Source organism: Moraxella sp. CTOTU47618 (genome assembly GCF_032017425.1).
Lineage (GTDB): Bacteria > Pseudomonadota > Gammaproteobacteria > Pseudomonadales > Moraxellaceae > Faucicola > Faucicola tetraodonis.
In genome coordinates, this window is record NZ_DALZPW010000001.1 from 50,678 (window position 1) to 76,525 (window position 25,848).

Annotated in this window: 21 protein-coding genes and 1 tRNA gene; 9 read left to right on the forward strand and 13 right to left on the reverse strand. The window is 45.0% G+C overall.

What is annotated here, in order from left to right:
• Nucleotides 1-324 precede the first annotated feature (324 nt).
• Entirely contained in the window at nt 325-2,814 is a 2,490-nt protein-coding gene (locus RTS09_RS00255) for a glucose/quinate/shikimate family membrane-bound PQQ-dependent dehydrogenase (RefSeq protein WP_409418358.1), read from the forward strand.
• Between the two features lie 197 nt (nt 2,815-3,011).
• On the opposite strand, the gene RTS09_RS00260 is transcribed toward RTS09_RS00255, so the two are convergent.
• Complete coding sequence (locus tag RTS09_RS00260; protein ID WP_312533121.1) at nt 3,012-4,565, reverse strand: cryptochrome/photolyase family protein; 1,554 nt, start codon at nt 4,563-4,565, stop codon at nt 3,012-3,014.
• A 255-nt stretch (nt 4,566-4,820) separates the two neighbouring features.
• Here RTS09_RS00260 and RTS09_RS10560 point away from each other — a divergent pair, with 255 nt between their 5' ends.
• The gene (locus RTS09_RS10560; RefSeq protein ID WP_135889276.1) at nt 4,821-5,033 is read left to right on the forward strand and encodes a DUF2256 domain-containing protein; all 213 of its coding nucleotides are present in this window, start codon (nt 4,821-4,823) and stop codon (nt 5,031-5,033) included.
• 90 nt (nt 5,034-5,123) lie between these two features.
• Nucleotides 5,124-6,263 carry a hypothetical protein gene (locus tag RTS09_RS00270; RefSeq protein ID WP_312533126.1) on the forward strand — a complete coding sequence of 380 codons (1,140 nt, stop codon included), beginning with the start codon at nt 5,124-5,126 and terminating at the stop codon, nt 6,261-6,263.
• Nucleotides 6,264-6,397: 134 nt separating this feature from the next.
• Here the strand turns inward: RTS09_RS00270 and RTS09_RS00275 are convergent, their stop codons facing one another.
• From RTS09_RS00275 to trmB, 9 genes are all read right to left on the reverse strand, one after another.
• The gene (locus RTS09_RS00275) at nt 6,398-7,912 is read right to left on the reverse strand and encodes an OmpP1/FadL family transporter (protein WP_312533128.1); all 1,515 of its coding nucleotides are present in this window, start codon (nt 7,910-7,912) and stop codon (nt 6,398-6,400) included.
• A 246-nt stretch (nt 7,913-8,158) separates the two neighbouring features.
• On the reverse strand, nt 8,159-8,380 hold the full coding sequence (gene infA / locus RTS09_RS00280) for a translation initiation factor IF-1 (RefSeq protein ID WP_007116282.1): 222 nt from the start codon (nt 8,378-8,380) through the stop codon (nt 8,159-8,161).
• A gap of 128 nt (nt 8,381-8,508) precedes the next feature.
• A complete protein-coding gene (gene truA / locus RTS09_RS00285; RefSeq protein WP_312533131.1) occupies nt 8,509-9,315 on the reverse strand; it encodes a tRNA pseudouridine(38-40) synthase TruA in 807 nt (268 codons plus the stop codon).
• Nucleotides 9,316-9,376: 61 nt separating this feature from the next.
• Nucleotides 9,377-10,471 (reverse strand): asparaginase, encoded by a 1,095-nt coding sequence (locus RTS09_RS00290; RefSeq protein WP_312533133.1) that lies wholly within the window; start codon nt 10,469-10,471, stop codon nt 9,377-9,379.
• An 8-nt stretch (nt 10,472-10,479) separates the two neighbouring features.
• A complete protein-coding gene (gene ybeY / locus RTS09_RS00295) occupies nt 10,480-11,106 on the reverse strand; it encodes an rRNA maturation RNase YbeY (protein ID WP_312533135.1) in 627 nt (208 codons plus the stop codon).
• 3 nt (nt 11,107-11,109) lie between these two features.
• The gene (locus RTS09_RS00300; protein ID WP_312533138.1) at nt 11,110-12,294 is read right to left on the reverse strand and encodes a PhoH family protein; all 1,185 of its coding nucleotides are present in this window, start codon (nt 12,292-12,294) and stop codon (nt 11,110-11,112) included.
• A gap of 194 nt (nt 12,295-12,488) precedes the next feature.
• Nucleotides 12,489-12,565 (reverse strand) — tRNA-Met (locus tag RTS09_RS00305).
• 130 nt (nt 12,566-12,695) lie between these two features.
• Entirely contained in the window at nt 12,696-14,183 is a 1,488-nt protein-coding gene (gene putP, locus RTS09_RS00310; protein ID WP_312533141.1) for a sodium/proline symporter PutP, read from the reverse strand.
• A 209-nt stretch (nt 14,184-14,392) separates the two neighbouring features.
• On the reverse strand, nt 14,393-15,229 hold the full coding sequence (trmB, locus tag RTS09_RS00315; protein ID WP_312533143.1) for a tRNA (guanosine(46)-N7)-methyltransferase TrmB: 837 nt from the start codon (nt 15,227-15,229) through the stop codon (nt 14,393-14,395).
• 124 nt (nt 15,230-15,353) lie between these two features.
• Between trmB and RTS09_RS00320 the strand changes: the two genes are divergently transcribed.
• Nucleotides 15,354-16,301, forward strand: a complete 948-nt coding sequence (locus tag RTS09_RS00320) for a pilin (protein WP_312533145.1) — start codon at nt 15,354-15,356, stop codon at nt 16,299-16,301.
• Between the two features lie 128 nt (nt 16,302-16,429).
• Here the strand turns inward: RTS09_RS00320 and htpG are convergent, their stop codons facing one another.
• Both htpG and ispH read right to left on the reverse strand, forming a co-directional pair.
• Entirely contained in the window at nt 16,430-18,400 is a 1,971-nt protein-coding gene (htpG, locus tag RTS09_RS00325; protein ID WP_312533147.1) for a molecular chaperone HtpG, read from the reverse strand.
• Nucleotides 18,401-18,638: 238 nt separating this feature from the next.
• On the reverse strand, nt 18,639-19,607 hold the full coding sequence (gene ispH / locus RTS09_RS00330) for a 4-hydroxy-3-methylbut-2-enyl diphosphate reductase (protein ID WP_076774283.1): 969 nt from the start codon (nt 19,605-19,607) through the stop codon (nt 18,639-18,641).
• Between the two features lie 196 nt (nt 19,608-19,803).
• Between ispH and gmk the strand changes: the two genes are divergently transcribed.
• The gene (gene gmk / locus RTS09_RS00335) at nt 19,804-20,421 is read left to right on the forward strand and encodes a guanylate kinase (RefSeq protein WP_312533150.1); all 618 of its coding nucleotides are present in this window, start codon (nt 19,804-19,806) and stop codon (nt 20,419-20,421) included.
• A 5-nt stretch (nt 20,422-20,426) separates the two neighbouring features.
• Here gmk and RTS09_RS00340 read toward each other — a convergent pair whose 3' ends face one another.
• Complete coding sequence (locus RTS09_RS00340; RefSeq protein ID WP_312533152.1) at nt 20,427-21,374, reverse strand: LysR family transcriptional regulator; 948 nt, start codon at nt 21,372-21,374, stop codon at nt 20,427-20,429.
• Between the two features lie 173 nt (nt 21,375-21,547).
• Here RTS09_RS00340 and RTS09_RS00345 point away from each other — a divergent pair, with 173 nt between their 5' ends.
• The 4 genes from RTS09_RS00345 (at nt 21,548) to RTS09_RS00360 (ending at nt 25,674) form a co-directional block, all read left to right on the forward strand.
• Nucleotides 21,548-22,786, forward strand: coding sequence for an acyl-CoA dehydrogenase family protein (locus tag RTS09_RS00345; protein WP_312533892.1), 1,239 nt, complete (start codon nt 21,548-21,550; stop codon nt 22,784-22,786).
• Between the two features lie 131 nt (nt 22,787-22,917).
• Nucleotides 22,918-23,985, forward strand: a complete 1,068-nt coding sequence (locus tag RTS09_RS00350) for a phosphotransferase family protein (protein WP_312533155.1) — start codon at nt 22,918-22,920, stop codon at nt 23,983-23,985.
• A gap of 8 nt (nt 23,986-23,993) precedes the next feature.
• On the forward strand, nt 23,994-24,770 hold the full coding sequence (locus RTS09_RS00355) for a histidine phosphatase family protein (protein ID WP_312533157.1): 777 nt from the start codon (nt 23,994-23,996) through the stop codon (nt 24,768-24,770).
• A 100-nt stretch (nt 24,771-24,870) separates the two neighbouring features.
• Nucleotides 24,871-25,674: an SDR family oxidoreductase gene (locus tag RTS09_RS00360; protein ID WP_312533894.1), complete on the forward strand. Its 804-nt coding sequence runs from the start codon at nt 24,871-24,873 to the stop codon at nt 25,672-25,674.
• Nucleotides 25,675-25,848 lie beyond the last annotated feature (174 nt).

The window sequence follows — 25,848 nt, forward strand, 5'->3', positions numbered from 1 at the left end:
AGAGAGTGTCTAACCGTTTTTTAGCAGCGCTGAGATTTGGTATTAGCGATGTCAAAATTCCCTAACATAGATTCAGCGAAGCTAGTGATGCTGTGTATTTTTTGAGGTTGACGAAGATTAATTTTATTAGAAGTTTTACAAATTCAATAAAAGTTGATAGTTAAAAAATAATTTATGCAACAAAGTAATAAATTTTGTAGGTATAAAACAAGTAATTCGCCATCAGAAAGGTTAACTTACTAATTACCAACATTACGCTACAAGTCTGTAGCATTAAAGGTTGAATAGCCCGCTCTATAATCACGGGAAAATAAGGAGGGTGATATGACAATAAGCAATCATCAAAATATACCCTCGTCAGCAATCAATACGGTAAAACCACCCTATATCACTATGGCGATTTTTGCCATTATAGGTTTTGTATTATTGTTTGGCGGGATTTATCTCATTAGTTTGGGCGGCTCGTGGTACTACTTGGTAGCCGGTATTTGGATATTAGCCACGGCAGTGTTACTTAAAAAACGCGCTGCATTGGCGCTGTGGCTGTTTGCTGCCCTGTTGGTTGTGACAGCGGTATGGTCGTTATGGGAAGTGGGCAGCGATTTTTGGGCACTCGCACCTAGGCTGGATATTTTAACTTTTATGGGGATTTGGCTATGGTTGCCACGTATCACCCGCTATGTTAAATCTCATCAGCCAATTAACCCTGCAGATCCATCATCAACGCCTCAAGCAACGTTATTTGATCATACTTGGCTAACCCCGGTTCGACATGGCTTAGGCTTAGTCATTCTATCAATTTTTGCGTTGATGGGTTATGCCGCTTTTCATGACCCCCAAGAAATCAACGGAACCATCACCCGTGCGCAGCCTACGCCAAAACCACTGGCAGGCATTGCTCCTGGCGATTGGACCGATTATGGGCGGACACCTGAAGGTACACGCTATTCGCCTTTGACCCAAATCAATGATAGCAATGTCAAAAATCTTAAAGAAGCGTGGACGTTTCGTACTGGCGACTTTAAAACCGCCAATGATTCTGGGGAAACCACCAACCAAGTCACCCCGCTTAAAGTCAACAATACCTTATATTTTTGTACCGCGCATCAGTTTTTGATTGCGCTTGACCCTGCCACAGGTAAACAAAAATGGCGGTTTGATCCGAAACTTAAATCAGATAAAACCTTCCAACATTTGACCTGCCGTGGGGTATCGTATCACGATGACGCCAATGTCAGTAAAAATGCTGCCAGTTTACAAGCGCGCCAAACCCAATCGGCGCTTTGCCCGCGCAAAATTATTTTGCCGGTCAATGATGGTCGCTTAGTCGCCGTCAATGCCGATACGGGTCAACGTTGTAGCGATTTTGGTACCAATGGTGAAGTCAATCTGCAACAAGATATGCCATACCCCTATCCCGGTGGCTATAACCCAACCTCACCACCTGTAGTGACAGGGACGACGATTGTTATCGGTGGGTCTGTGACTGACAACCTCTCTACTAAAGAGCCTTCGGGCGTTATCCGTGGCTATGATGTTAATACCGGTAAATTAATGTGGGTGTTTGACACAGGCGCAGAAGACCCCAATGCCATCCCAGCACCTGGGCAAAAATTTGTACACAACTCGCCAAATGCATGGGCACCGCTTGCGTATGATAGCCAAGCCGATGTCGTATATGTGCCTGTTGGTGTTGGTACGCCAGATATTTGGGGCGGTAATCGTGACCGACTACAAGAGCGTTTTGCTAACTCGGTTGTTGCGCTCAATGGCACTACCGGTAAAGTGCTTTGGAGCTTCCAGACCACGCATCACGACTTGTGGGATATGGATGTACCGTCGCAGCCAACCATTGCAGAATTGACCGACCAAACGGGCAAAACCACGCCTGTGGTCTATGTCACCACCAAAACGGGCAATGTGTTTGTCCTTGACCGGCGTACGGGTAAACCTGTGGTACCGGTGACAGAACGTGCCGTGCCACAAACGGTTAAACGCGGTAACCAAACCAAAGGTGAAAAATACGCTGCCACTCAGCCATTTTCTGAGTTAAACCTTGCGCCACCAAATCCGCTACAGGATAAAGATATGTGGGGCGCGACCATGTTTGACCAATTATATTGCCGTGCGTATTTTAAATCACTCAATTATGAGGGTATCTATACGCCACCGTCAGAAAACGGTACCTTGGTTTTCCCAGGCAATTTAGGGGTATTTGAATGGGGCGGTATTTCAGTTAATCCCGATCGCCAAGTCGCGGTGATGAACCCCTTAGCGTTACCTTTCGTTAGTACTTTGATTCCAGAAGATCCTAACCGTCCACAAAAAGAAAAAGGCGCAGGCACTGAACAAGGCATCCAGCCTATGTATGGTGCGCCTTATGGTGTGGAAATCAAACCTTTCTTATCGCCTGTCGGATTACCTTGTAAACAACCTGGCTGGGGCTATGTGGCAGGGGTGGACTTGACCACCCATCAAATCGTGTGGAAAAAACGTATCGGTACTATCCGTGATAGCTTGCCAAAACTGATGCAGTTACCGCCATTAAAAATCGGTGTGCCCGGACTGGGTGGTTCGATTTCCACAGCGGGAAATGTGATGTTTGTCGCGGCGACCCAAGATAATTATATCCGTGCCTTTAATGTCAGTAATGGCGATAAACTCTGGGAAGCACGTTTGCCGGCTGGTGGACAAGCCACGCCAATGACTTATGAGATTAATGGCAAACAGTATGTGGTCATCATGGCAGGCGGGCATGGCTCGTTTGGCACCAAGATGGGTGACTACATGGTTGCCTATGCGTTACCCGATTAGTCATAAATGTTTTAAAAAAACCACGTTAACACTTTAACGTGGTTTTTTTATGACCCTAGAGTAAGTGGGCAGTGTATTTAGTCATAATTTATATCAGCAATTACACAACACGGTTTTTAGCAAGCGTTTAACAAGTTTTTAAATAGTGTGCTTTTAACACCTTGATGTGATAAATTGATTAATACTAATGCTATCGTTCACTCAACTGGTTTTTTAAACGCCTCAATCGCCATCGCCCGTGAGACTTTTGTTGGGGTATCAAGCTTTGGATAGGCGATGTGGGGATTTTGTTTGAGGAAAGTTTGCAGTTTTTGCTCATCGTTGATGATGTTAGCTGGCACTGTTGCAAGCTCGGGTAACCAGTGTTGAATATAGCTGGCGTCAGGGTCATGTGTTGCCGCCTGACTAAATGGATTCATCACCCGAAAATAAGGCTGGGCATCGGTACCAACGGAAGCTGACCATTGCCATCCCCCATTATTACTGGCAAAATCACCATCTACCAAATGCTGCATAAAATACGCCTCACCCCAACGCCAATCAATTAATAGGTTTTTGCTCAGATACATCGCCACCACCATCCGCAGTCGATTGTGCATAAAACCTGTGCTGCTGAGACAGCGCATCGCTGCATCTACCAGCGGCACACCGGTCTTACCTTGATACCAGCTTTCAAAGTCAGCTAGGTCATAACGCCAAGCCACAGATTCATCCAATGCGGTCAAAAATGCCTTGCCTTTAACGATATCTGGACGGTTAACCATAACGTCATAATAAAAATCGCGCCAAGCCAGTTCGCTAATCCAGCGCATAATGTCTTTCTCGCTGCCTAGTCCTTGCTGACTGTTCAGCCTTTGTCTGGCTTTGAGATAGCATAATCTGGGTGATAGCATACCGATGGCTAAATAGGGCGATAAACGACTGGTAGCACCCAAATTATTATTCAAAGCGGGCACGTCTCTGGCGGTATTGTAATCAGCGATATGGTTTTTTAAAAAATCATCCAGTCGTGATTGGGCTGCCACTTCACCGGCAGGGTATAACAATTGTGCTAACTTAACCACGTGATTGAGTTGTTTATCAAGCGCAGCGGTGGGGTTAAGATAAGCGCGATAAAATGCATCAATCGTTATATAGTCATTGGTATTAGTGTTGGTATTGGTATTGCGGCTGTCTTTGGCAAGTTGTGTGGTATTTATGGCCATGGCAGCAGGGGTGGGCGATAGGGTTAAGCCGCCAGTTTCAATCATCGCAAGCCAACGCTTGTAAAAAGGGGTAAAGACTTTGTACGGCATACTTTTGTCCGTGACGATACGCTGAGGGGCAATCACTTGACTATCATCAAACCATTGGGTAACTATGCCTAATGACTGCGCCTGCTGGGCGATATACTGATCGCGGGCAACTTCATTAACCGGGTACTCCAAATTGGCAAATACATGGCTTATAGAAAGCTGCTGGCAAAGCTCAAGCACATCCGTCGCCTGCAAGGCAAAATCATCCACCACTCTGATGATGATACCAATATTTAACTGAGATAAACTCTGCTCCAGTGCGCGGATTTGCCGCAGTATCAAGTCAATTTGCCACAGCGATTTGCGGTGTGATTGCCATTGCTTGGGTGTCAAATAAACCACGGCTATGACACCAGCATGGTTTTGCCGTGCATGCTCACAGCAAGCCGCAAAAGCGGTATTGTCAAAGGTGCGCAAATCTTGGCGAAACCACATCAAGTTCATTGTGCTGCTCATTATCTTTACCCCAATACAACAGTTTATCGTTAGGTTATTATGTCAACAAAGGCTTGGCTTCCCAAGACATTTTTTCAGGTTTGTTGCGCCATCATAACGGTAAAAGCCAGTTATCCCGTTGCAAAAATGTGCAATGACCCACATAAAAAGTCAACTAAACTAAACTAAACTAAACTAAACTAGATAATGGATAATAGCTAATAGATGTACGCGCCTTAAATAGCCAGCGATTAAGTAAATCTATAGAAAGGTACGATGAAAAATTCTAATAAAACCGTTAAAAAATCTGATTTACCGAGCAAAATCTGCCCAGTGTGTCAGCGTCCATTTACCTGGCGGAAAAAATGGGAAAAAGATTGGGTGAATGTCATTTATTGCTCAAAGCGCTGTCAAGGTAATAGCCGTAGTAGCAAATTAAAAAATAACCCTAAAAACTCATTAACGCCAGGTGTACCCAGAATCAAATAGCAAACTAACTATTTGATGTATGGCACAATTATATTAAGATGGCAATATCATCTGCCATCATTCAAGCGTGTATCAAGCGATTTCCCTGTTATGCTATCTACATTATCATCCGATAACAAATCGTCAAAACTATATATTAGGGTAGTGGTGGTCGGCATCGTTACCGCGTTGCATGGGCTGCTGCTATATCTATTTTTTCAGTACCAAACTCCATTAAAGATCAAACCGCAAACCACACAGCCGCTCGAAATTAGCTTTATCCAGCTGAAGCCTCAACACCCTTCGCAGACCTACCATTCACAAACGCAGCCTGTGGTTATCCATCATACAGACCCTGCCAAACAACCTTATCCTAGCGATAAAACACAAGCGGCTGATGTTAAGGAAAAACCGTTCCCAACACCAAACCCTACACCCGCTAAACTGGTGAATCACCCAGCAAAAGATAATAACCACAAGCCAATCGAACTCAGACCAACGATAGATAATTCGACTAACCAACAAAAAGCCATTCAACCTAAAACTGCGTTATCTACAGCAAGTCAAAGTCAAAGTCGAAGCCAAACTCAACCCCAAAAAAAATCACAAGATATTCCTAGCCAGCCATTACTGAACGCCCATAAAAATAACGCCCACTATGAGCAACAGCAAGCGGCGCAAATAGAACGCAAAATAAGTTCAAACACTAGCCAATCTCTTACTCAACCCAACTCAGCTACTATTAAATCAGCTACTATCAACCAAAGCCATACCAATGCCGATAATGCTTTAAAACCTATAACTCACGATGAGCGTGCTAAATCATCTGCTAAATCATCTGAAGACTCGATGCGCCCTCAAATACGAAAAACGCCAAATCAGCCCGTTAGCCCAGTTATTTCAGCTATCCCCGATGTCCCAGCTATTAATTCGTCACCAAAGCCAGCAACACCCAACACCTTTGGCAATGCGGATGCAAGTTGGCAGAAAAGACCCAACACGCAGTTACCACCCAATTTATCCCGTATTGTGACACTAAAACAGCTATCCAGCCTACAAGTAAAACTCAATGTCAATGCCCAAGGTGGCGTGGAAAGATGCAGGATTGCGCAAACATCGGGTGATCAAGCGGTGGATAAATTTATTTGCCAACAAGTGCAAAAAGCTAAACTTTACCCAAGAAAAACCAATGGCATCACGGTACCAAGCATTGGTAATCTCACCATAGCACTGACCAATCTTGCAAATTAAACCATACGATATGTTGTTGAAGCGGCACCTATGTAATAATCATGAAGCGCTTACTGTATCAACATTGATTAACTACACACACAAAAAAAGCCAACCTGATGAACAGATTGGCTTTCATGTTATTGAAAATTAGCTTATTTCTTTTGGTAAGATAAACGTACACCGTATACCCAGCCATCATTGTCTTGGAAATCGCCAACAATACTACCATCAGGTATTTTCGCTTTGGCATCACCAAACATCAAGTATTTAACGCCGCCTGAGATAGCCCATTCAGGTGTCAAATTGTATTTTGCTCCCAAACCCACATTCCAGTTACCCTCTACAGGTCCTAGAGAAGTGATGGGATTACCTGCGCCTGAGTCATAACCCACAGCGCCCGAAATAGCTAATTGTGGCGATAGTTTCTTACCTAGACCGACTTCAGCAGTCCAAGCGTCATCGTCATAAGAAACTAAATTTAAACCACTTGCGCTACCATAGATTTTTGGTTTAATCGCAAAATCGCTCCAAGGTACCCAACGTGCTTTTGCGGTTAAAAGGGTGGTTGGATTGATACCTGTTTGGAAATCTAAGTTAACAGATTTTGGCGTGGTGACAGTAATTTCATTGGTGCCGACACCCGCTGCACCGCGTGCAGGAAGATTTTCCGTCGTATTGACGTCGTGGTCGATTTCAGAGCGATAAGTTAACGCGGCTTTGAGGGCAATTTCAGGTTTTAAATAAGCAATCCCAGCCATCCAGCCATAAGCCGTATCACGAGCAATATTTGCATCATACCCAGAGGCAGTTTTATAAGCGTTACCACGTAAGTGGACATCACCTTCTAAACGCTGAATCGTAGGACCACCATAAATTTGAATATTTTTCTTTTCACCCAGTTTTACCCCCAACAGTCCTGTGAAATTTTGGCTGCTGAGAGAAACATTGGTTGCACCTGTAACTTGAGATAAATTTTGTGATGCCGTTTGTGCGGTAGATAAAGTATTAACTGCTTGGTTACCAGCCGCAACTTGGGTAGTACCTGCAGCAATCCCTTGTTGAAGTGCAGTAATTTGTGGTGTTAAAACAGGCGCTAATGCAGGGTTAGCAGCCAAAGCGGCTTGGGCTTGAGTCAATTGGGTGTTTGCGGCATCTAATCGCGCTTGCCCATCATTAACTTGACTTTGGATGGTTGAGATAGCGGTTTGCAGTTCTGTAGCATTGGTAACAGGCAGTGCAATACCTGCATTTTGCAATCCCGCTGCTGCCTGCGCATAGATACCATTCACTATAGAAGTTGGTGCACCAACAAAGTTGTTATCGCCAGAAAACTCAACATCTGCGCCCCAAGGTTGATCAAAAAATGCCCCTACGCTGATAGTGTCATTGACATCGGCTTTTGCGCCAAAGTTTAAAAACTGGTAATCCTCTGCCATATCAGGGACATTGCGACCAGCGGTAAAGTTTGCGTCAGTTGTCGCAACATTTGCGTTATCTTTACCCTCGATTGTTGGATCGATAGTAATGTGCTCAACATAGGCAAAAGTACCTTCCTCAGTAAAAGCCCAGCTTGGTTGGGTAGAGCGGTCTAGACCTGCGGCGTTTGCGATAGAAACAGTAGAAAGCGTAGCAATGGCTAGCGCAAGAGAAGAAATTTTAAATGACATGTGAAGCTCCCTGTTTGATTTTAATCATTACGTCTAACAGCTAATTTAATAAAAACTTATCAGTAAATTAAAATTGACGTAATACCTTCCTTTGGTTAGGTAAAGAATAATCAAAATTTTAACAATTGACAACCGTAGAATCACATTTTTGTAAGAATTTATTGACCTGAGCAGTCACGAAAAAAAAGAGGATGTTAACCCAATGAGTTAACACCCTCTTTTTACTGACTATATCTAGCTAAACAACTATCGACCGCGGTAAGTGATACGTCCTTTCGATAAGTCGTAAGGTGTCATTTCAACTTTAACTTTATCGCCTGTTAAGATACGAATATAGTTCTTACGCATTTTTCCAGAAATATGCGCAATAATTTCATGCCCATTTTCTAAACGCACTTTAAATAATGTGTTAGGTAAAGTATCGACCACTTCGCCTTCAAATTCAATTACATCGTCTTTTTTTGCCATAATACCTATATCTATGAGTCAAATGTATAAATGTAGATTATACGCTGATGCGTGTGTTATCGCAACTTTTAACCCCTAAATCAATCAATTGAAAAAAAACAGCTAAAAGATTTGCGCGTATCGCGTCCTTATTCAGCCAAATTTAGCCAAATAGGGGATAGCCTTGTTACCGGCAACAGTGATTGAAATTGGGGTGGATATAGCGCGTTGATAAAGTATAACCCATCGGCAGCGGCGGTCGCTGCCGCAAGTGACCGGTTTTTGCTAAGTAGCAATGTTTCAATCCATGCGACTGGCTTTTCACCGCGCCCAATTTCAAATAACGTACCCATAATATTTCGCACCATGTGATGCAAAAAACCATCGGCTTGGATATCCAGTACCAACAGCTCACCATGCTGAATCAATTTGGCAAAATGGACATGGCGCACAGGCTGATTAGATTGGCAGGAAGCGGCACGAAAACTGGTAAAATCATGAGTGCCTTCTAGATAGGTCGCTGCCTGCTGCATCAGTTGGACATTAAGCGGGGCGTACTCATGAGTAATTTGCTGATTGAGTATCGCAGGTCGAAAGGGGTGGTTGAAGGTAATATAGCGGTAGCGTCGAGCAATGGCAGAAAAGCGCGCATGAAACTCAGCAGGCATCACTTGTATCCAGCGCACCGCGATATCATCAGGTAGTAGAGAGTTTGCGGCACGCAGCCAATTATAAGGCTGACGGGTGGCACTGGTTTGAAAATGGGCAATCATATTTGACGCATGGACGCCGGCATCAGTACGACCCGCAGCAATAACTTCTATGGGTTCATTGGCTATCTTTGATAACGCTGCTTCAACATGCTGCTGAATACTATCAACTTCTTGTTGTCGTTGCCAGCCGCGATAGCGAGTACCAATAAATTCGATGCTGATCGCATAAGTATTTACAGTCATAAAAAAGCCAATTTTGCCAAAACCTACGATAAAAAAGCCTAGTATAACAACTAATCAGTTATTAGGCGACGGTGTGGGTATCTTTTAGACAATGTGTCCAGCGCTGACGGCGGCGAGCAGGGGTATCATAACTGCCAATCAACCAAAGCAGACGCGCAAATATCGCAGGTAAGGTCAATCGTCCCGTCATCAAAACTTCACACTGAGCCAGCCATGCCCCCGCTTCATACGCTTGGCTGACGCCGCCATACGCGCATTGGGTGGTCACTGCAACCAGACAGCCTTGTTTTTTCGCCTGTAATAATTGGTTTTTGATGGATTCGGCATACGGCACATTGCCTGCACCAAATGCCAAAATAATGATGGCATCAGGTTTTTCAGCCAATAAATTATCCAAGCGAGTGGCGAGCAAATGCGTATCTACGGGCGTCAAATAGAGTGTGGCAATATTGGCATGGGACAAGCTGTCAAAGACTTGCGGCAACTCACTCAACCGATCTTCTAGCCAAAGTTGATGCTGAGCCTGAGTGATTTTTGAGATATAGCTATTGGCGGGATAACCAGCACGGTGGTGCCCCACAAACGCCATTAAATCATGGCTATGAATTTTTTGCACAGTTTGCGCAGGCCAATCTTCACCAGAAAAACACACCCGCACCCCAGGTTCACCATGACGGGCTAATTTGCAAGCATCAAATAAATTCTGTGTGGCATCGCTCTGCGGGTCGATGCGGTAATCGGTTAACACATTGCTATCAAGCAAAGGTCTCATCGCCCCTGTCACCACAATACTGATATGACTACCCGCAAAACACTCTGCCAAAAAAGCCGCAAGGTAGCTGAGCGTATCCGTGCCTGTTAGCACCACAAATTGGCGAAGCCCTTGCGCAATGGCTTGTAATATCAATTGATAAAAATGCGCAAAATCGGCAGGTGTTAACTGGCTACTGTCTTTAATGAGATCATTATCCAATATCCGCCAATTCACAGGGTCGTGTGCATGGTTTGGGTAGGTGGCAAAATGGGTCTGTAATATCTGTGATAACACAGGTAAAAAAATATCGGCATCTAAGCTAGCAAGCGGTTTGCCATAACTGCCAAAAGTGCCGCCCGCGTAGATAATGCCAATACCTGATTTGGTGATAGATTTACTCAATTGAAATTTTACTCATAAGGGTTGGCAACGGATAACTTATCAAGGACAGCGATTTCAATCGCTTCCATTTCATCTTGCTCAGCTTGCCCAAGTTCATGGTCAAAACCCAGCAAATGCAGTATCCCATGCACCAGCAAATGGGTCAGATGCTGCTCTACTGTCTTGCCTTGTTCAGCGGCTTGACTGACTACCACCGCATGGCAAATCACTAGTTCACCTAGCGGCAGTGCGGGCAGTAATTCTAGTACAGCTTCAGGCAACTCACTGGCATAGGATAAAATATTGGTGGCGTAGTCTTTGCCACGCGCATCGAAATTGATAGCGCGAGCTTCCACAGGCTCCGTGACATAAATTTCTAATTCAACCGTTTTTTGAAAGATAAATTCACCCAGTTGACTAGGTATCTCAGTGGTGTATTGATGGGTTTGAAAATACTGCAGCACTTGCTTCAAAATAGCGGCAATCTTGTCTTGTTGGTACAAGGCTTCAAGTTCGCCAAAATTTGGCAGCGCAATTAAGTCTTCAGCAAAACTAATTATCACTTGACTCATCGGCACTTGACTCATCGGCGCTTGCGGCACAGCGCTTGCTAAATCACCTGTTAAATCAATTTGGGTTGGCAAAGCTGATGACATAAGCTACTCCGCGATACCTATATCAATGGGTGTGTTATCAATCGGTGTGTTATCAATCGGAGCTTTATTAATCGGGGCGTTGTTATCCGTCACCGCGATAGCCAAGCTTGCGGCTTGGGACTGTGCTTGGCTTTGTTCGAGTAGGCGCGATTGCTTTTTGGCTTCTTTAATCGCTTCTTGCGCTTCATCGTATTTATCGTAGGCTTGCACGATTTTTTGAACCAATTGATGGCGTACCACATCTTTGCTATCAAACCGCGTCACATGAATTTCTTCAATATCCGCCAAGATTTCTAGCGAATGCCGCAAGCCTGACTTGGTGCCACGAGGTAAATCGACCTGTGACATATCGCCCGTGATGACCGCCCGCGAGCCAAAACCCAAACGGGTCAAAAACATTTTCATCTGCTCAGGGGTAGTGTTTTGTGCTTCATCTAAAATCACAAATGAGTTATTTAAGGTACGACCGCGCATGTAGGCGAGAGGGGCTACTTCAATGACTTGTTTTTCAATCAGTTTTGCCACTTTTTCAAACCCTAGCATTTCATATAAAGCGTCATAAAGTGGGCGTAAATAAGGGTCGATTTTTTGGGTCAAATCCCCCGGTAAAAAGCCCAGTTTTTCCCCTGCTTCTACCGCAGGGCGTACAAGCAAAATACGCTCAATCTCATTGCGCTCTAGCATATCGACCGCGCAAGCCACCGCCAAGTAAGTCTTACCCGTCCCTGCAGGACCTACGCCAAACGAGACATCAGAGAGTAAGATTTTTTTGACATATTGCTGTTGGTTGTAACCGCGGGGAATGATTTTTCCTTTACGGGTTCTCAAACTAATCGGGGTGAATTCAGTGCTATCGGCGCGCTCGCTGCCATTTGCGCTAGCGGCATCATTCTCTAGCGCTAAATCTTGCTCGCGGCTAAAACTGGTTTGCACGAGCAGATGCAAATCTTCTGGCGAGATGACGTCGTTGCTTTGTGCTTCATCGGCAAGCTGTACCAAGATACGCTCAGCACGCGTGACTGAATCGAGTTCACCTGAAATCACAAAATCGGTTTTGCGTTGGTGAATGTGGACTGACAGACGATGTTCAAGGTACTTAATGTGGTTATTGTATTCGCCCAATAGGGTTTTGAGTTGGTGGGCTTTTAGAGATGATAAATCGACCGTTCTGCTGATGGTATCGCTCAAGAGTGCTTCCTTTTATGGGTTTTTATAGTTGTGATAAATCATAAGGTTGAGAGATTAGGGGAGTATGACAGTAACCAATATAATATTTTGGCACGTTGATACTATTATGGTAAATTTCGACGAGATTTCAAGGCACAAATACACATTTGGCAAATAAGAAAGCCAATAACATTAAGTTATTGGCTTTTTTGATATGGTGGCGATGAAGAGACTTGAACTCTTGACCTCACGATTATGAGTCGTGCGCTCTAACCAGCTGAGCTACATCGCCATGTAGGATAGACATTTTGTGTCTGTCTTGTGGTCGCATATTATGCGTATTTCGACCTATCTCGTCAAGGATAATCTGCAATTTTTTTCAAAAATTTAGCGTTTCGTCTGCACGGTGTATCGCCAATGTGTTAACGAGCATTTTTAAAAGCGGTTGCTGCTTCATCAAAACGTGCCATGACTTTGTCAGATGCGGGCGTTAACAGCGACACCACATAGATAGCAATCATGCCTAAAATAAAACCTGGTACGATTTCATAAAGACTACTACCGGTTAATGGTTTCCAAGCGATGACCGTCAACGCGCCTACAAGCATACCCGCCAACGCGCCTGTCCCAGTCATACGTCGCCAAAATAACGACATCAATACCACAGGACCAAACGCCGCGCCAAAACCTGCCCAAGCATACGAGACCAATCCCAACACTTTGCTGTCTGGGTTTTGGGCAATGACAATGGCAATCGCTGAGACCAAAAGCACCATGAAGCGACCAATCCAAACCAGCTCTTTTTGCGTGGCAGTAGGGCGAATAAACCCTTTATAAAAATCTTCTGTAATCGCGCTTGAGCATACCAATAATTGACAGCTTAGGGTACTCATGACCGCCGCCAAAATAGCCGACAATACCACACCGACAATCCAAGGGTTAAATAACAATTGTGCCAAACCGATAAAGATACGCTCGTTGTTATCTTTTAAGATGGCAGTTTGCTCAGGATGCACCGTCATATAGGCAAGCCCAAAATAACCGACCGCCACCGCGCCTGCTAGGCATAAAATCATCCAAGTCATACCGATACGGCGGGCATTATTTAGTGATTTGACCGAATTTGCCGCCATAAAACGCGCCAAAATATGCGGCTGACCAAAATAACCCAAGCCCCACGCAGCCGCACTGATGATACCGACCAATGAAGTACCAAACAGCAAGTTACCGTAGTTTTTGTTATTTGCCTGTGCCGCCATACTGACCGCCGCATGAATTTCATCCATACCGCCTAAGTTTAAATAAACCATGATGGGCGCAAATACCAGCGCAAAAATCATCAAACTTGCCTGAATAGTATCTGTCCAGCTTACCGCCAAAAATCCTCCAATAAAGGTATAGATAATGGTGGCAAAAGCCCCTAGCCACATAGCCGTGGCATAGTCAATTTCAAACAAGCTTTCAAATAGCCGCGCACCTGCGACAATGCCTGAGGCACAATAAATGGTAAAGAAAAACAAAATAATCGCCGCTGAAGCAATTTTAATCAATTGATTGTTGGCGCCAAAGCGGTGGTGAAAGTATTCAGGCAAAGTTAGCGCATTGTTATTAAACTCAGTATGCACCCGCAGTCGACCCGCCACTAAAAGCCAGTTAAAATACGCACCAATCACCAAGCCAATTGCAATCCAAGATTCACTCAGCCCCGATACATAAATCGCCCCAGGTAACCCCATCAGCAGCCATCCTGACATATCTGACGCACCCGCCGACATCGCGGTCACAAAACTGCCCAGACTACGACCACCCAAAATATAGTCATCAAAGTTACGCGTGGCAAAATATGCCGCAAACCCGATGCCCAATACCAAAATCAAATACAACGTAAATGTAATATAAACGGGTGTCATCCCATCACTCCTAAGGTCATCCCGATTCAAGGTAATAAAACCACTAAAAATTGATAGCAGTCATAGAGATTTTACGTGGCATCACACGCTAATCGACATCCTGATAGATACCATCTAATAACGAAAAGTCACATTGTAGAAAAATTTTAGGCATAAAAAAAGGATAATCGCTGTGATTATCCTGTTTATGGCATAAAATTGTCAACGCGCTAAACTTTGCGATACATAATGTCATAAATAGCGCGACCTTCCTCTATACCGCGTTTTTCAAATTTAGTCAGTGGGCGAAAATCGGGACGTGGCAGAAAGTTACCTATACCTTCGCTGTTTTTGCCTTCTACATTTTCAAACGCGGTTAAACTATCCATGACTTCAATCATCCAGTGGGCATAATGTTCCCAATCGGTGGCAGCATGAAACATGCCGCCTTTTTTAAGCACCCGTTCCACCACCCTCATGCGATCGGCACTGACAAAACGGCGTTTGTAATGGCGCTTTTTTTGCCAAGGGTCTGGGAAATACAACTGCAGCGTGTCAATATGCGCCGCTGGTAATTGCTGCATCAGGGCAATGGCATCGCCACTGATGAGTTTGAGGTTATTGAGACCCAGTTCCCCTGCCAAAAATGCACAATTACCCAGTCCTGCCTCATGCACTTCAATGCCGACAAAGTTTCGTGTTGGGTCATTTTTTGCCATTTCCACCAAGCTTGTGCCCATACCAAAGCCGATTTCGAGTGTCAAAGGCGCATCAGGGTTTGAAAATAGCTCACGCAAATTGGTTATACCACCGATATCCATTGCTTGAATTGCATCCAAATTGGGCTGGACAAAAAAATGGGCAAAGTCTGACTGTAACCCAGCTTCTGCCTTTTTGCCCACATGGGTTTTGCGCTTCATAAAAGTTTGAATGGCGCGATAGTGCGGGGATAAAGAGTTTTCATCGCTCGGTTGTGGGGCAGTGGATGGATTGGGAGAAAGGCATTGGGCATCGGGTTTAGCCGCATCGACTGTCTCAGAAGTTTGGGTATGTTGGGGTGTCATCATTTGCAAAAATCGTAGTTGGTGTGATAAAGGGTGGTTGTGATAAAATTCGGCTATTATAAGTGAAAACCCCAAAAAGTAAAAACCTCAACAAGTGAAAACAACCAATGGATAATCCCTAATCGCCATGTTATTTCTTGAAAAAACATCACCGCCGCCATTTTGGCAGCCACAGCTAACTGATAAACAGCGTCTGATGTATGACAAAGCCTTTATCGGCAATCGTTCACAGGCGTATTATCTCAAGCGTTTTGCCCAGTTTGATCAGGCAGGGCGACTGACGGCAAAGTGGCATTGGGCAGGTTTTTTGATGACGTTTCCTTGGCTGTTATACCGTAAGCGATTCTTAGATAGCATTGTCTATTCGGTGGCGGGATGGTCATTTATTCAGCTCAATGTCACCATCATTTTGGTGGCGATAGAGTATTTATTGATACGCAATCTTGATGAAGTGATTCGTATGCCGCTACGTATTGGCATTGGGCTTGCGATTTGGCTGTTTTGGTCGGTAATGGTAGCACGTTGGAGCGATGCTTATTATTATCGGATGGCGCGCCGTGAAATCGCCGATGCCATTGAAATGTATCCGCGGGATGAGGAAAAACAGCTGGCGCATATCCGCAGGCACGGCGGTGTAAGTTTGGTGGGTTTGGCGCTGGCGTTTGGGTTTTATGCGTTTTCTTTGTTTGTGATTCAAGTGCAGTTTTTGCCGATTTATGCCAAACAAAAAGCCAATGCCACGCTGTTTGAAGTGCTTGATATCGTAGAAAGCGCACAGGGGCGAGTCGATGCCATCTACAAAGCCACCGGTCAATGTCCTGTCAATACACCGCTAAGCACAGATAACCAAAAAGTGGTGTTAAAAGTGCTGACGCAAGCAGAAAGCATTCCAACTGACAGTCATTGCATGATTCAAGCGACAGTACGAGGCGTGCCGTTTCCCAATCGCTGGCTCAATGGTCAGACGCTGACCATGTATCGTATTGGCGATAGTAAAGTCGATGGTAGTTGGGGCTGTATCACCTCACTCAACCGCAAACAAATTCCCAAACAGTGTATGCTTGCCGAGCGCTGATAAAATAGTGGAGCTTACAACCACTAGCCGATGCGATGGCGGTAGTTTTCAAAAAAGACCGAAGCCTAAGTAACAGCCTAGGCTTCGGTTTTTGTTTATCAGTTTTATTTTGAAGCCAGCAAAATAACTTACTTCATCAACAACGCATTGACGCGTTTTAGATAAGCGGCCGGGTCTTCAAGCTGACCGCCTTCGGCAAGTAATGCTTGGTCAAAAATCACTTGCGCGAGGTCATCGAACTGCTCCGCGCTTTCCAATTTTTGAATGAGCGGATGGTTTGGGTTGACTTCCAAAATTGGTTTGCTCTCTGGCACAGGCTGACCCATTTGTTTGAGCATTTGCATCATCTGTGGTGATAGTTCACCATCCGCAGTAACGAGCAGAGCAGGGCTATCCACCAAACGATTTGACACGCGCACATCTTTAGCCCGGCTACCCAACACGCCTTTGAGTTTTTCTACCACAGGCTTGAAGGTTTCTTCCGCTTTTTTGGCTTCTTCTTTTTCGGCTTCATCGGTCAAATCGCCCAAGTCTACCGCGCCTTTGGCGATGTTTTGTAGCGGTGTGCCATCGTATTCAAACATAAAGTTCATTGCCCATTCATCAACGGGGTTGGTCATTAAGATGACTTCAATGCCTTTTTTCTTGAACACTTCAAGTTGCGGACTGGCTTTGGCGGCGGCAAGGTTTTCAGCTGTTAGATAATAAATCGCCTTTTGACCGTCTTTCATACGGCCTTTATAGTCGTCAAAGCTGGTGACCACATTGTCATCAGTGGTAGTGGCATAGCGCAATAATTTGGCAATTTTATCCCTATTGCTTTGGTCTTCACCCAAGCCTTCTTTTAAGACGTTGCCAAATTCAGCATAAAACTGTTGGTATTTTTCTTGCTTTTCGGCTTCATCGCTATTGGCTAGACTAGCTAGCACGGTCAATATACGGCGAGCGTTACCATCGCGGATAGATTTGACATCGCGAGACTCTTGCAGGATTTCACGGCTGACATTAAGCGGTAAATCAGCGGTATCAATCACCCCTTTGACAAAACGCAAATACATCGGCAATAACTGCTCGGCATCATCCATAATAAATACACGTTTGACGTACAGTTTTAGACCGTGTTTTTGCTCACGTTGGTACAGGTCAAACGGCGCTTTTTTAGGGATATATAGCAGCTGGGTATATTGTAGACGTCCTTCGACACGGTTGTGCGTCCAAGTTAGCGGCTCATCATAGTCATAGGTAAGATTTTTATAAAATTCTTGATACTCTTCGTCTTCAATTTCTGAAGGTGAGCGCGTCCATAGGGCATTGGCTTGGTTGATGGTTTCCCATTCGTCAGTGGTTATCATTTGACCTTGGGGCATCTCACCTTTGGCAGTTTCGCCCCCTGCTTCTGCATTAGCAGTTTTTTGCGCGTCAGTGAGTTCTTCTTCTTGCCAAACTTCTTTGCGCATTTGGATGGGCAAGCTGATATGGTCAGAGTATTTATTGACTAAAGATTTGATTTTGTGGCGGTCAAGGTATTCGCTGTGTTCATCGGTGATATGTAAAATCACGGTCGTGCCACGGGTAGGCTTTTCGATGGTTTCGGTGGTAAATTCACCGGTACCGTCTGAAACCCAGCGTACGCCTTGGCTGGCAGGCTCACCTGCTTTACGAGATTCCACCGTGATGGTGTCCGCTACGATAAAACCCGAATAAAACCCCACCCCAAATTGACCAATCAAATTGCCGTCTTGTTTTTGTGCATCGGATAATTTTTCTAAGAAAGCTTTGGTGCCTGATTTGGCAATAGTACCTAAATGCTCTACGGCATCGGCTTCATTCATACCGATACCATTGTCGATAAAGCTGATGGTTTTGGCATCTTTATCAATATCGATGCGAATGCGTAGTTCACTGTCACCTTCATACAGCGCGTCGTTTTGATTGCCTTCAAAACGCAACTTGTCACAGGCATCAGACGCATTTGAGACCAGCTCACGCACAAAGATATCCGCATTGGAGTAAAGCGAGTGGGTGACTAGATGTAATAGTTGCGCGACTTCCGCTTCAAAGCTATGTTTTTTTGGCTCAGGCTTGTTTGAATCTGCCATAGTAAGTAACTCCTAAAAGTAAGAATAAAAATAATTAACCCAATTTATGATGGTTCGTTGTCATAGTTAGGGTGAGTCTAAAACTATTTCAAGCACAAGCGGCACAATTTTTTAATTTTTAAAAAATGAAAACAATGATGCAAGCAGGGTTTAAATATTCAATAATTAAATGACCAATAAAAAGCCGAGCATACTTATACTCGGCTTTACTTGCCATCTATCCGATACTATATCTCTTTTAAATCTTGGATTCACTAGGATTAGACAGTTGGGGTGAGCGCAACGCTTTGGGCAAGCTAAAGGTCACGTTTTCCAAAATACCGGATAATTCTTCAGGTTTTTCGCCGCCCCAGGATTGTAAGGTATCTAACACTTCTTGAATCAATACTTCAGGCGCGGATGCACCCGCAGTCACGCCTACCGTATCCACGCCTGCAAACCAGTCTTTTTGCATTTCGCCGGCATTATCAATCAAATGCGCTTTGGCGCCCAAGCGCTCCGCGAGTTCACGCAGGCGGTTGGAGTTGGATGAATTGGGTGAGCCCACCACTAACACCACTTGACAACGCGCCGCAAGCTCCTTGACCGCATCTTGACGGTTTTGGGTGGCATAACAAATATCATCTTTACGCGGCGCATGGATTTTTGGGAATTTATTTTTTAGCGCATCAATCACTTCTGCGGTGTCATCCATCGATAGGGTGGTTTGGGTGACAAAAGCCAAATCAGTATCAGTCGGTAAATCCAGGTTGGCAACATCTACCACATCTTCAATTAAGTGAATACGCCCACCGTATTGTGGATCGAAGCGTCCCATCGTGCCTTCTACTTCTGGGTGACCGGCATGACCAATCAACACCGCATCTACGCCTGTTTTGGCAAATTTATTGACTTCGATATGGACTTTGGTAACCAGTGGGCAAGTGGCATCAAACACGGTCAAATCACGGCGTTCGGCTTCATCTTCCACCGCTTTGGAGACGCCATGCGCTGAAAAAATCACAATCGCCCCATCCGGCACTTCATCCAACTCTTCGACAAATACCGCACCGCGATTGGCCAGGTCTTCTACCACAAACTTGTTGTGGACCACTTCATGGCGTACATAAATAGGCGGTTCAAAGCGCTCAAGGCAGACATTGACGATTTCGATGGCTCTATCGACCCCAGCACAAAAACCACGAGGATTGGCGAGTAAAATTTTCATAATGCAGTTCTTCAGTCATTGATGATTCATGTGGCTAGTTTACCATGAGTTCATACACGCAAAATATGTTAAACGTAAAAAATCAGCGAATCGGTATTGAAAGGCTAAATTACGCAGAAATTGTTAGCAAAAATTGCTAAAATAGCCGATTCAAAAATGGCTACTACCCACTTCATCAAACCCCTAAGGATATGTCATGACCAAAGGCTCATTATTTATCATCACCGCAGCAAGCGGTACTGGCAAAACATCGCTGGTCAAACAGCTGATTGCAACGACCAATGACTTGGCGGTTAGTATCTCGCATTCGACTCGCAAGCCACGTCCTGGTGAGATTGATGGGCAGCATTATCATTTTGTCAGCCGCGAGATATTTGCTGATATGATTAAGCAAGGTGAATTTTTGGAGCATGCTGAAGTGTTTGAAAACTACTATGGTACCGCCCAGTCCACAGTAGAATTTATGCTGAGCAATGGCTTAGATGTCATCTTAGAAATCGACTGGCAGGGCGCGCTGCAAGTGCAAAAATTGCGTCCCGATGCCACGACCATTTTTATCCTACCGCCCGACCGCCAATCGCTGCGCCAACGGCTTTCCAATCGCGGACAAGACAGTCAAGAGGTGATTGAAAGACGTCTTGCCGGTTCGGTCAATGAAATGTCGCAATACGTGAATTTTGATTATGTGGTGATTAATGACAATTTCGACGTGGCATTAGCGGAGTTAAAATCAATCATCATCGCCAATCGTTTGACACTCGTTAAACAGCAAGAGCGCCACGCTGGCCGTATTGAGCAGCTATTGTCTGAATAGTCTAACTAGTTAAAAGCACTAAAAATCTGCTGTCTTAGCCAGCCATATAGCGGGTCAACCTGTTGTTGTTGGTGCCAATAGCCGTGTAACTCGATATGGGTCAACGCAATCGGCAAATCCAAAATTTGCCAGCCTTGTGCGGGTGGCAAAAATGTGGTGGCTAACTGGCGTGGCAAGGTAAGCAATAGTTTGTCTTGTTTTAGCAATTGAAAAGCAGTGGCATAATGTTGGCAACGGATTTTACTCTGCCGCTGCCAACCTGCTTTGGACAATAAACTATCTTCAATCGACAGACCTAGCCGCCGTGATGACACAGTAATATGTTGACTGGCAAAATACTGGGCTTGGGTGATAGTCGGTTCGTTCGCCAATTCAGCCGCAAAATTTGGCGCATACAACACCAGCACAAACTCATCTCGCAACAAGGGTTGATGCACAATCTCACTATCCACCACCCGCGCCACATCAATGGCAAAATCCAGCTGTCCAACTTTTAGTTCATGCGCGAGTTCTGAGCGATTGAGCCGGCTACTGGTGATTTGACAATTGGGCAGGACTTGATGAATTTGGCTGACCAATTTGTTAAACACAATCAATTCAATTTCATCGTGCATGGCAATCGTCAACTTAGCAAAGCTCTGCTGCGCCAGCTCGCCAAGTTTGTCCTCGCTCAATAAATGGTTAGTTTGAAATATTTGTTCGAGATTTTCAAAGCTTTGTTTGACGGTGGGATAAAGCCGTTTGGCATACAGGGTGGGGTGCAGTTCACCTTTTTCCCGATAAAAAAGTTCGTCCCCCAGCGCTTGGCGTAACCGACCTAACGCATGGCTAATGGCAGATTGGCTCAAATGCAAAGCTTCTGCGGTATGGGTAAGATTTTTAAGCTCAAAAATATAAATAAATAGCCTAAGCAGGTTTAAGTCAAGCTTCTTCAATGGGCTTTTATGCAACATATGGATAATACCTTACAAGTAAATGACGGTTATTTGCTCAATAGTTTGGCTAAGACATCCCAGCCGTATGAATTTTATTCATAGTATTCTACTAATTAAAATCATTTTATTCATGATAATAAATCCGTTAAGCTGATTCAATGATTGTTTTAGCCGAAAAAGGACAACGCCCAATGGAATTCCAACTTAGCAATAAAGCAAAAGACTACATCGCCCGTACCAAAGCATTTATTCAAACCGAAATCGAACCGATTGAAGCAGAATTTTGGCAAGCGGCGCATAAGCTTAATCCCACAGGCGATTGGACGACTTGGCAGTGGCCTGCCAAACTTGAAGAATTAAAAACCAAAGCCCGTGCGCAAAATTTATGGAATATGTTTTTGCCAGACCAGCAACTGGGTCAAGGATTAAGCGTGCAAGAATATGCTCATATTGCTGAGTTGTCTGGCAGAAGTCTTATTGCCCCCCATGTGTTTAACTGTAATGCGCCCGATAGTGGCAATATGGAATTGATTTGGCGATACGGTAACGACGCCCAAAAACAGCAATGGTTAACGCCGTTATTGGCAGGCGAGATTCGCTCTGTGTTTGGCATGACAGAGCCTGCAGTGGCCAGTAGTGATGCCACCAATATGCAAGCCACAGCGATTGTCGAAGGTGATGAAATTGTGCTCAACGGTCGCAAATGGTGGTCTTCAGGTCTAGGTGATCCAAACGCTAAACTCATTATTTTTATGGCACACACCCCAGATGAGAGCAAAGATCGCCACCATCAGCACACCATGGTACTGGTACCTATAGATGCCAAAGGCGTTAAGATTGAACGTATGCTCAAAGTATTTAATGATTATGATGCACCGCATGGACATGGCGAAATGCGTTTTGACAACGTGCGTGTGCCGCTTAGCAATGTCATCGGCGGGGCAGGCGAGGGATTTGCGATTGCCCAAGGGCGCTTAGGACCGGGTCGGATTCACCACTGTATGCGCTGTATTGGCGCGGCAGAAAAATCGCTGGAGCTTGCCGTCGATCGGGGGCTAAGCCGTAGTGCATTTGGCAAACCGCTGCTTGATTTAGGGGGTAACCGTGAACGTATCGCTGACGCCCGTGTCAAAATTGACCAAGCGCGTCTGTTAACCCTGTATGCTGCCTATAAAATGGATAAACTTGGCACCAAAGCAGCGTTGACCGAAATCTCAGCGATTAAAGTGGTCGCCCCAACGGTACTACAAGAAGTCGTCGATATGGCGATTCAGCTGCATGGAGGCATGGGTGTGAGCCAAGATACGCTGTTGCCGATGTTTTTTAACCAAGCCCGTAGCCTACGCCTTGCCGATGGACCTGACGAAGTGCATAAAGGCATGATTGCCAAACTTGAAGTGAAAAAACGCCAACAAGCGACGACCAAATAGCTACCAAATAAATAATAGCTAGCTAACAGAAAAGGCGTAATGTCAGGTTACGTCATTTTGCTATTTTACCTAGTTAAAAATACAAGTTAAAAAACAAGATAAGAAACAAGATAAGAAACAAGGATGAAATTATGCTTGATACTGCGAACCCAGTACGCAAAGGCGAAGAGATTGACAGCAATGCGGTCACCGAGTATTTAATGAGCCAAGGCATCGCTCTGCAAGGTCAGGCAGAAGTCACCCAGTTTTCAGGGGGCGCATCTAACTGGACATACCGCCTAAAATATGCCAACCGTGATTTGATTTTACGCCGGCCACCCAAAGGTACCAAAGCCAAATCCGCCCATGATATGGTGCGTGAGTACAAAGTGCAAAAAGCGCTGCAATCGCAATACCCACTCGTCCCCAATATGGTCGCCCTGTGTACCGATGACCGCGTGATTGGTTGCGATTTTTATGTCATGGATCGCATCGAGGGCATTATTCCCCGCGCCAATTTGCCCAAAGCGTTGACGTTAAACGAACAGCAAGTCAGCGAGCTGTGCAGGCAGGTAGTCGATGCGTTGATTGATTTACACAAGGTCGATTACACCCAAAACCCTGATTTGGTGGCACTTGGCAAAGGTGACGGCTACTGCGAGCGCCAGGTCATGGGGTGGGATAAGCGCTATGAGCAAGCTCGCACGCCTGATGTGCCTGATTTTGCCGATGTGCGTCAGTGGTTAAAAGCCAACACCCCAACGGATGTCAAAACTAGCGTGATTCATAATGACTGGCGTTTTGACAATGTGATTTTGGACCCAAACAATCCAACCAACATCATTGGTGTGCTCGACTGGGAAATGGCAACGATAGGCGACCCCTTGATGGATTTGGGGTGTGCGTTAGCTTACTGGATCCAAGCCGATGACAATGCGGTGATGAAAGCTACGCGCCGTCAGCCAACCAATCTGCCAGGCATGATGACCCGTGCCGAAGTGGTCGAGTACTACCTGCAAAAAACAGGCTTGAAAGTCGACAACTGGCGCTTCTACGAAGTGTTTGGGGTGTTTCGTTTGGCAGCGATTGCACAGCAGATTTATTACCGCTATTATCATGGGCAGACGGATAATCCGGCGTTCAAAGATTTTGGCGTGATTGTCAACGCCTTGCACGACCGCTGTATCGAGCTTATCGAAAAAAATAACAATAAATCATAGGGATTCTCATGAAACTCATCAGCCTTGTCCGTCATGGGCAAGCGTCATTTGGCGCAGACAATTATGACCAACTGTCCCCAAAAGGTATCGCTCAGACCCAATGGCTTGGCGATAGTTTCCGCCAGTCAGGTCGGCAAGTGCACGCGCTGATGTCAGGCAGCATGGCGCGGCAAAAGGACAGTCTCAAGCATTTTTTAAGCCATTATTATGTCACCCGTGAAGGCATTGAACTGACCGAAATCACTCACCATGTGCAAAACGCTTTAAAAAATCAGGCAAATCCGAGTGTCACCATGCCATTGTTGCTGGGTGAAGATAGCAGTTTTAATGAATTTAATCATGAGCAAATTCTTTATAAAGCGGGATTGCCATTTGCGGATAAAGCCAGTTTTATGGCGTATTTATCCAGTCAAACACACCCTGAAATTAGCTTTACTGAGATTTTTACCCAAGCCATGAGCCGTTGGCAAAGCGGTCAGTACGACAGCGATTATGATGAAAGTTGGCAACACTTTTTGCAGCGCACTTGGAGTGGTTTTGAGCGCTTGATGGTGCAAACTGGCGAGCATGAACATGCGATGGTATTTACCTCAGGTGGCGTGATTGCCAGTATCATGCAGCAAGTGATGAAACTATCAGATGTCCAAGCTTTTGATTTGAACTGGCATATCGCTAACGCCAGTGTTCACCAATTTCGCGTGAGTGAGCAAGGTGTTTTTTTACAGACCTTTAATGAGTTTAGCTATTTGTATCAACAAGGTGAGCAGATGGTGACTTGGCGCTAAAATTTAGCTTAGCAGTTTAACGTTTAAAAAAATTTAACAAATAATTAAGGATGAAATAATGCAAACACTACCGGAATTACTGCAGCAAGTTCAAACCACAATGACACCCCCGAACACTGACTTATCTGGTTTTATAGATAACCAAGTGGGCAAGGGTAAAACCATTTTGATTACTGGCGCAAGCTCGGGGCTGGGGGCAGGCATGGCGACCCATTTTGCTCGCATGGGCTATAACCTGGCAATTTGTGCGCGCCGCACCGACCGCCTAGAGCAACTCAAAGCCAACTTATTAGCGGATAATCCGACGATTAAAGTCAGTGTCAAGGCGCTCGATGTGACTGATTATAATCAGGTTTTTAAAGTGTTTCATGAATTTGCCCAAGAGTTTGGCAGGCTTGATCGTATCATCATCAATGCAGGGGTCGGTGAGGGTCGCCGGATTGGTAAGGGTAATTTTGAGATTAATCGCAAAACTGCCGAAATCAATTTTATCTCAGGTCTTGCCCAGTGTGAAGCGGCGATGGAAATTTTTCGCGCCCAAAATAGCGGTCATTTAGTGGTTATCTCAAGTATGTCGGCATTCCGTGGTCTGCCAAAACACATGTCCGTGTACGCGGCAAGTAAATCAGCGATTGCACAGCTTGCTGAAGGGATTCGCGCCGATATGCTGCTCTCTGAGTTACCGATTAAAGTGTCAACGATTTATCCAGGGTATATACGCACTGAGATTAATGAAGGTGCTAAACCGTTACCCTTTGAAGTGAGTGAGGAAATCGGCACAAAAGCATTGGCAATCGCGATTGAAGGCGAGCCTGATGAAGCGTGTGTCCCTGAACAACCGTGGACAATGATGAGTGATTGGATGAAAAACGCCCCACTGACATGGGTCAATGGTTTGGCATAAACCAAAAAGTCGTAAAGAACCCAAATGAGACCTTGCGCTGATTTGGGTTTTTTATTGTCTTCATATAGGGTACTGCCAGCCTGTATATTTGCCTTTGGCGACAGATTTGACATTACCCAGTAAAAGGATGTTATAAAAATAATGAGTATGAAGGGCTAACCAGTATGTAGGATT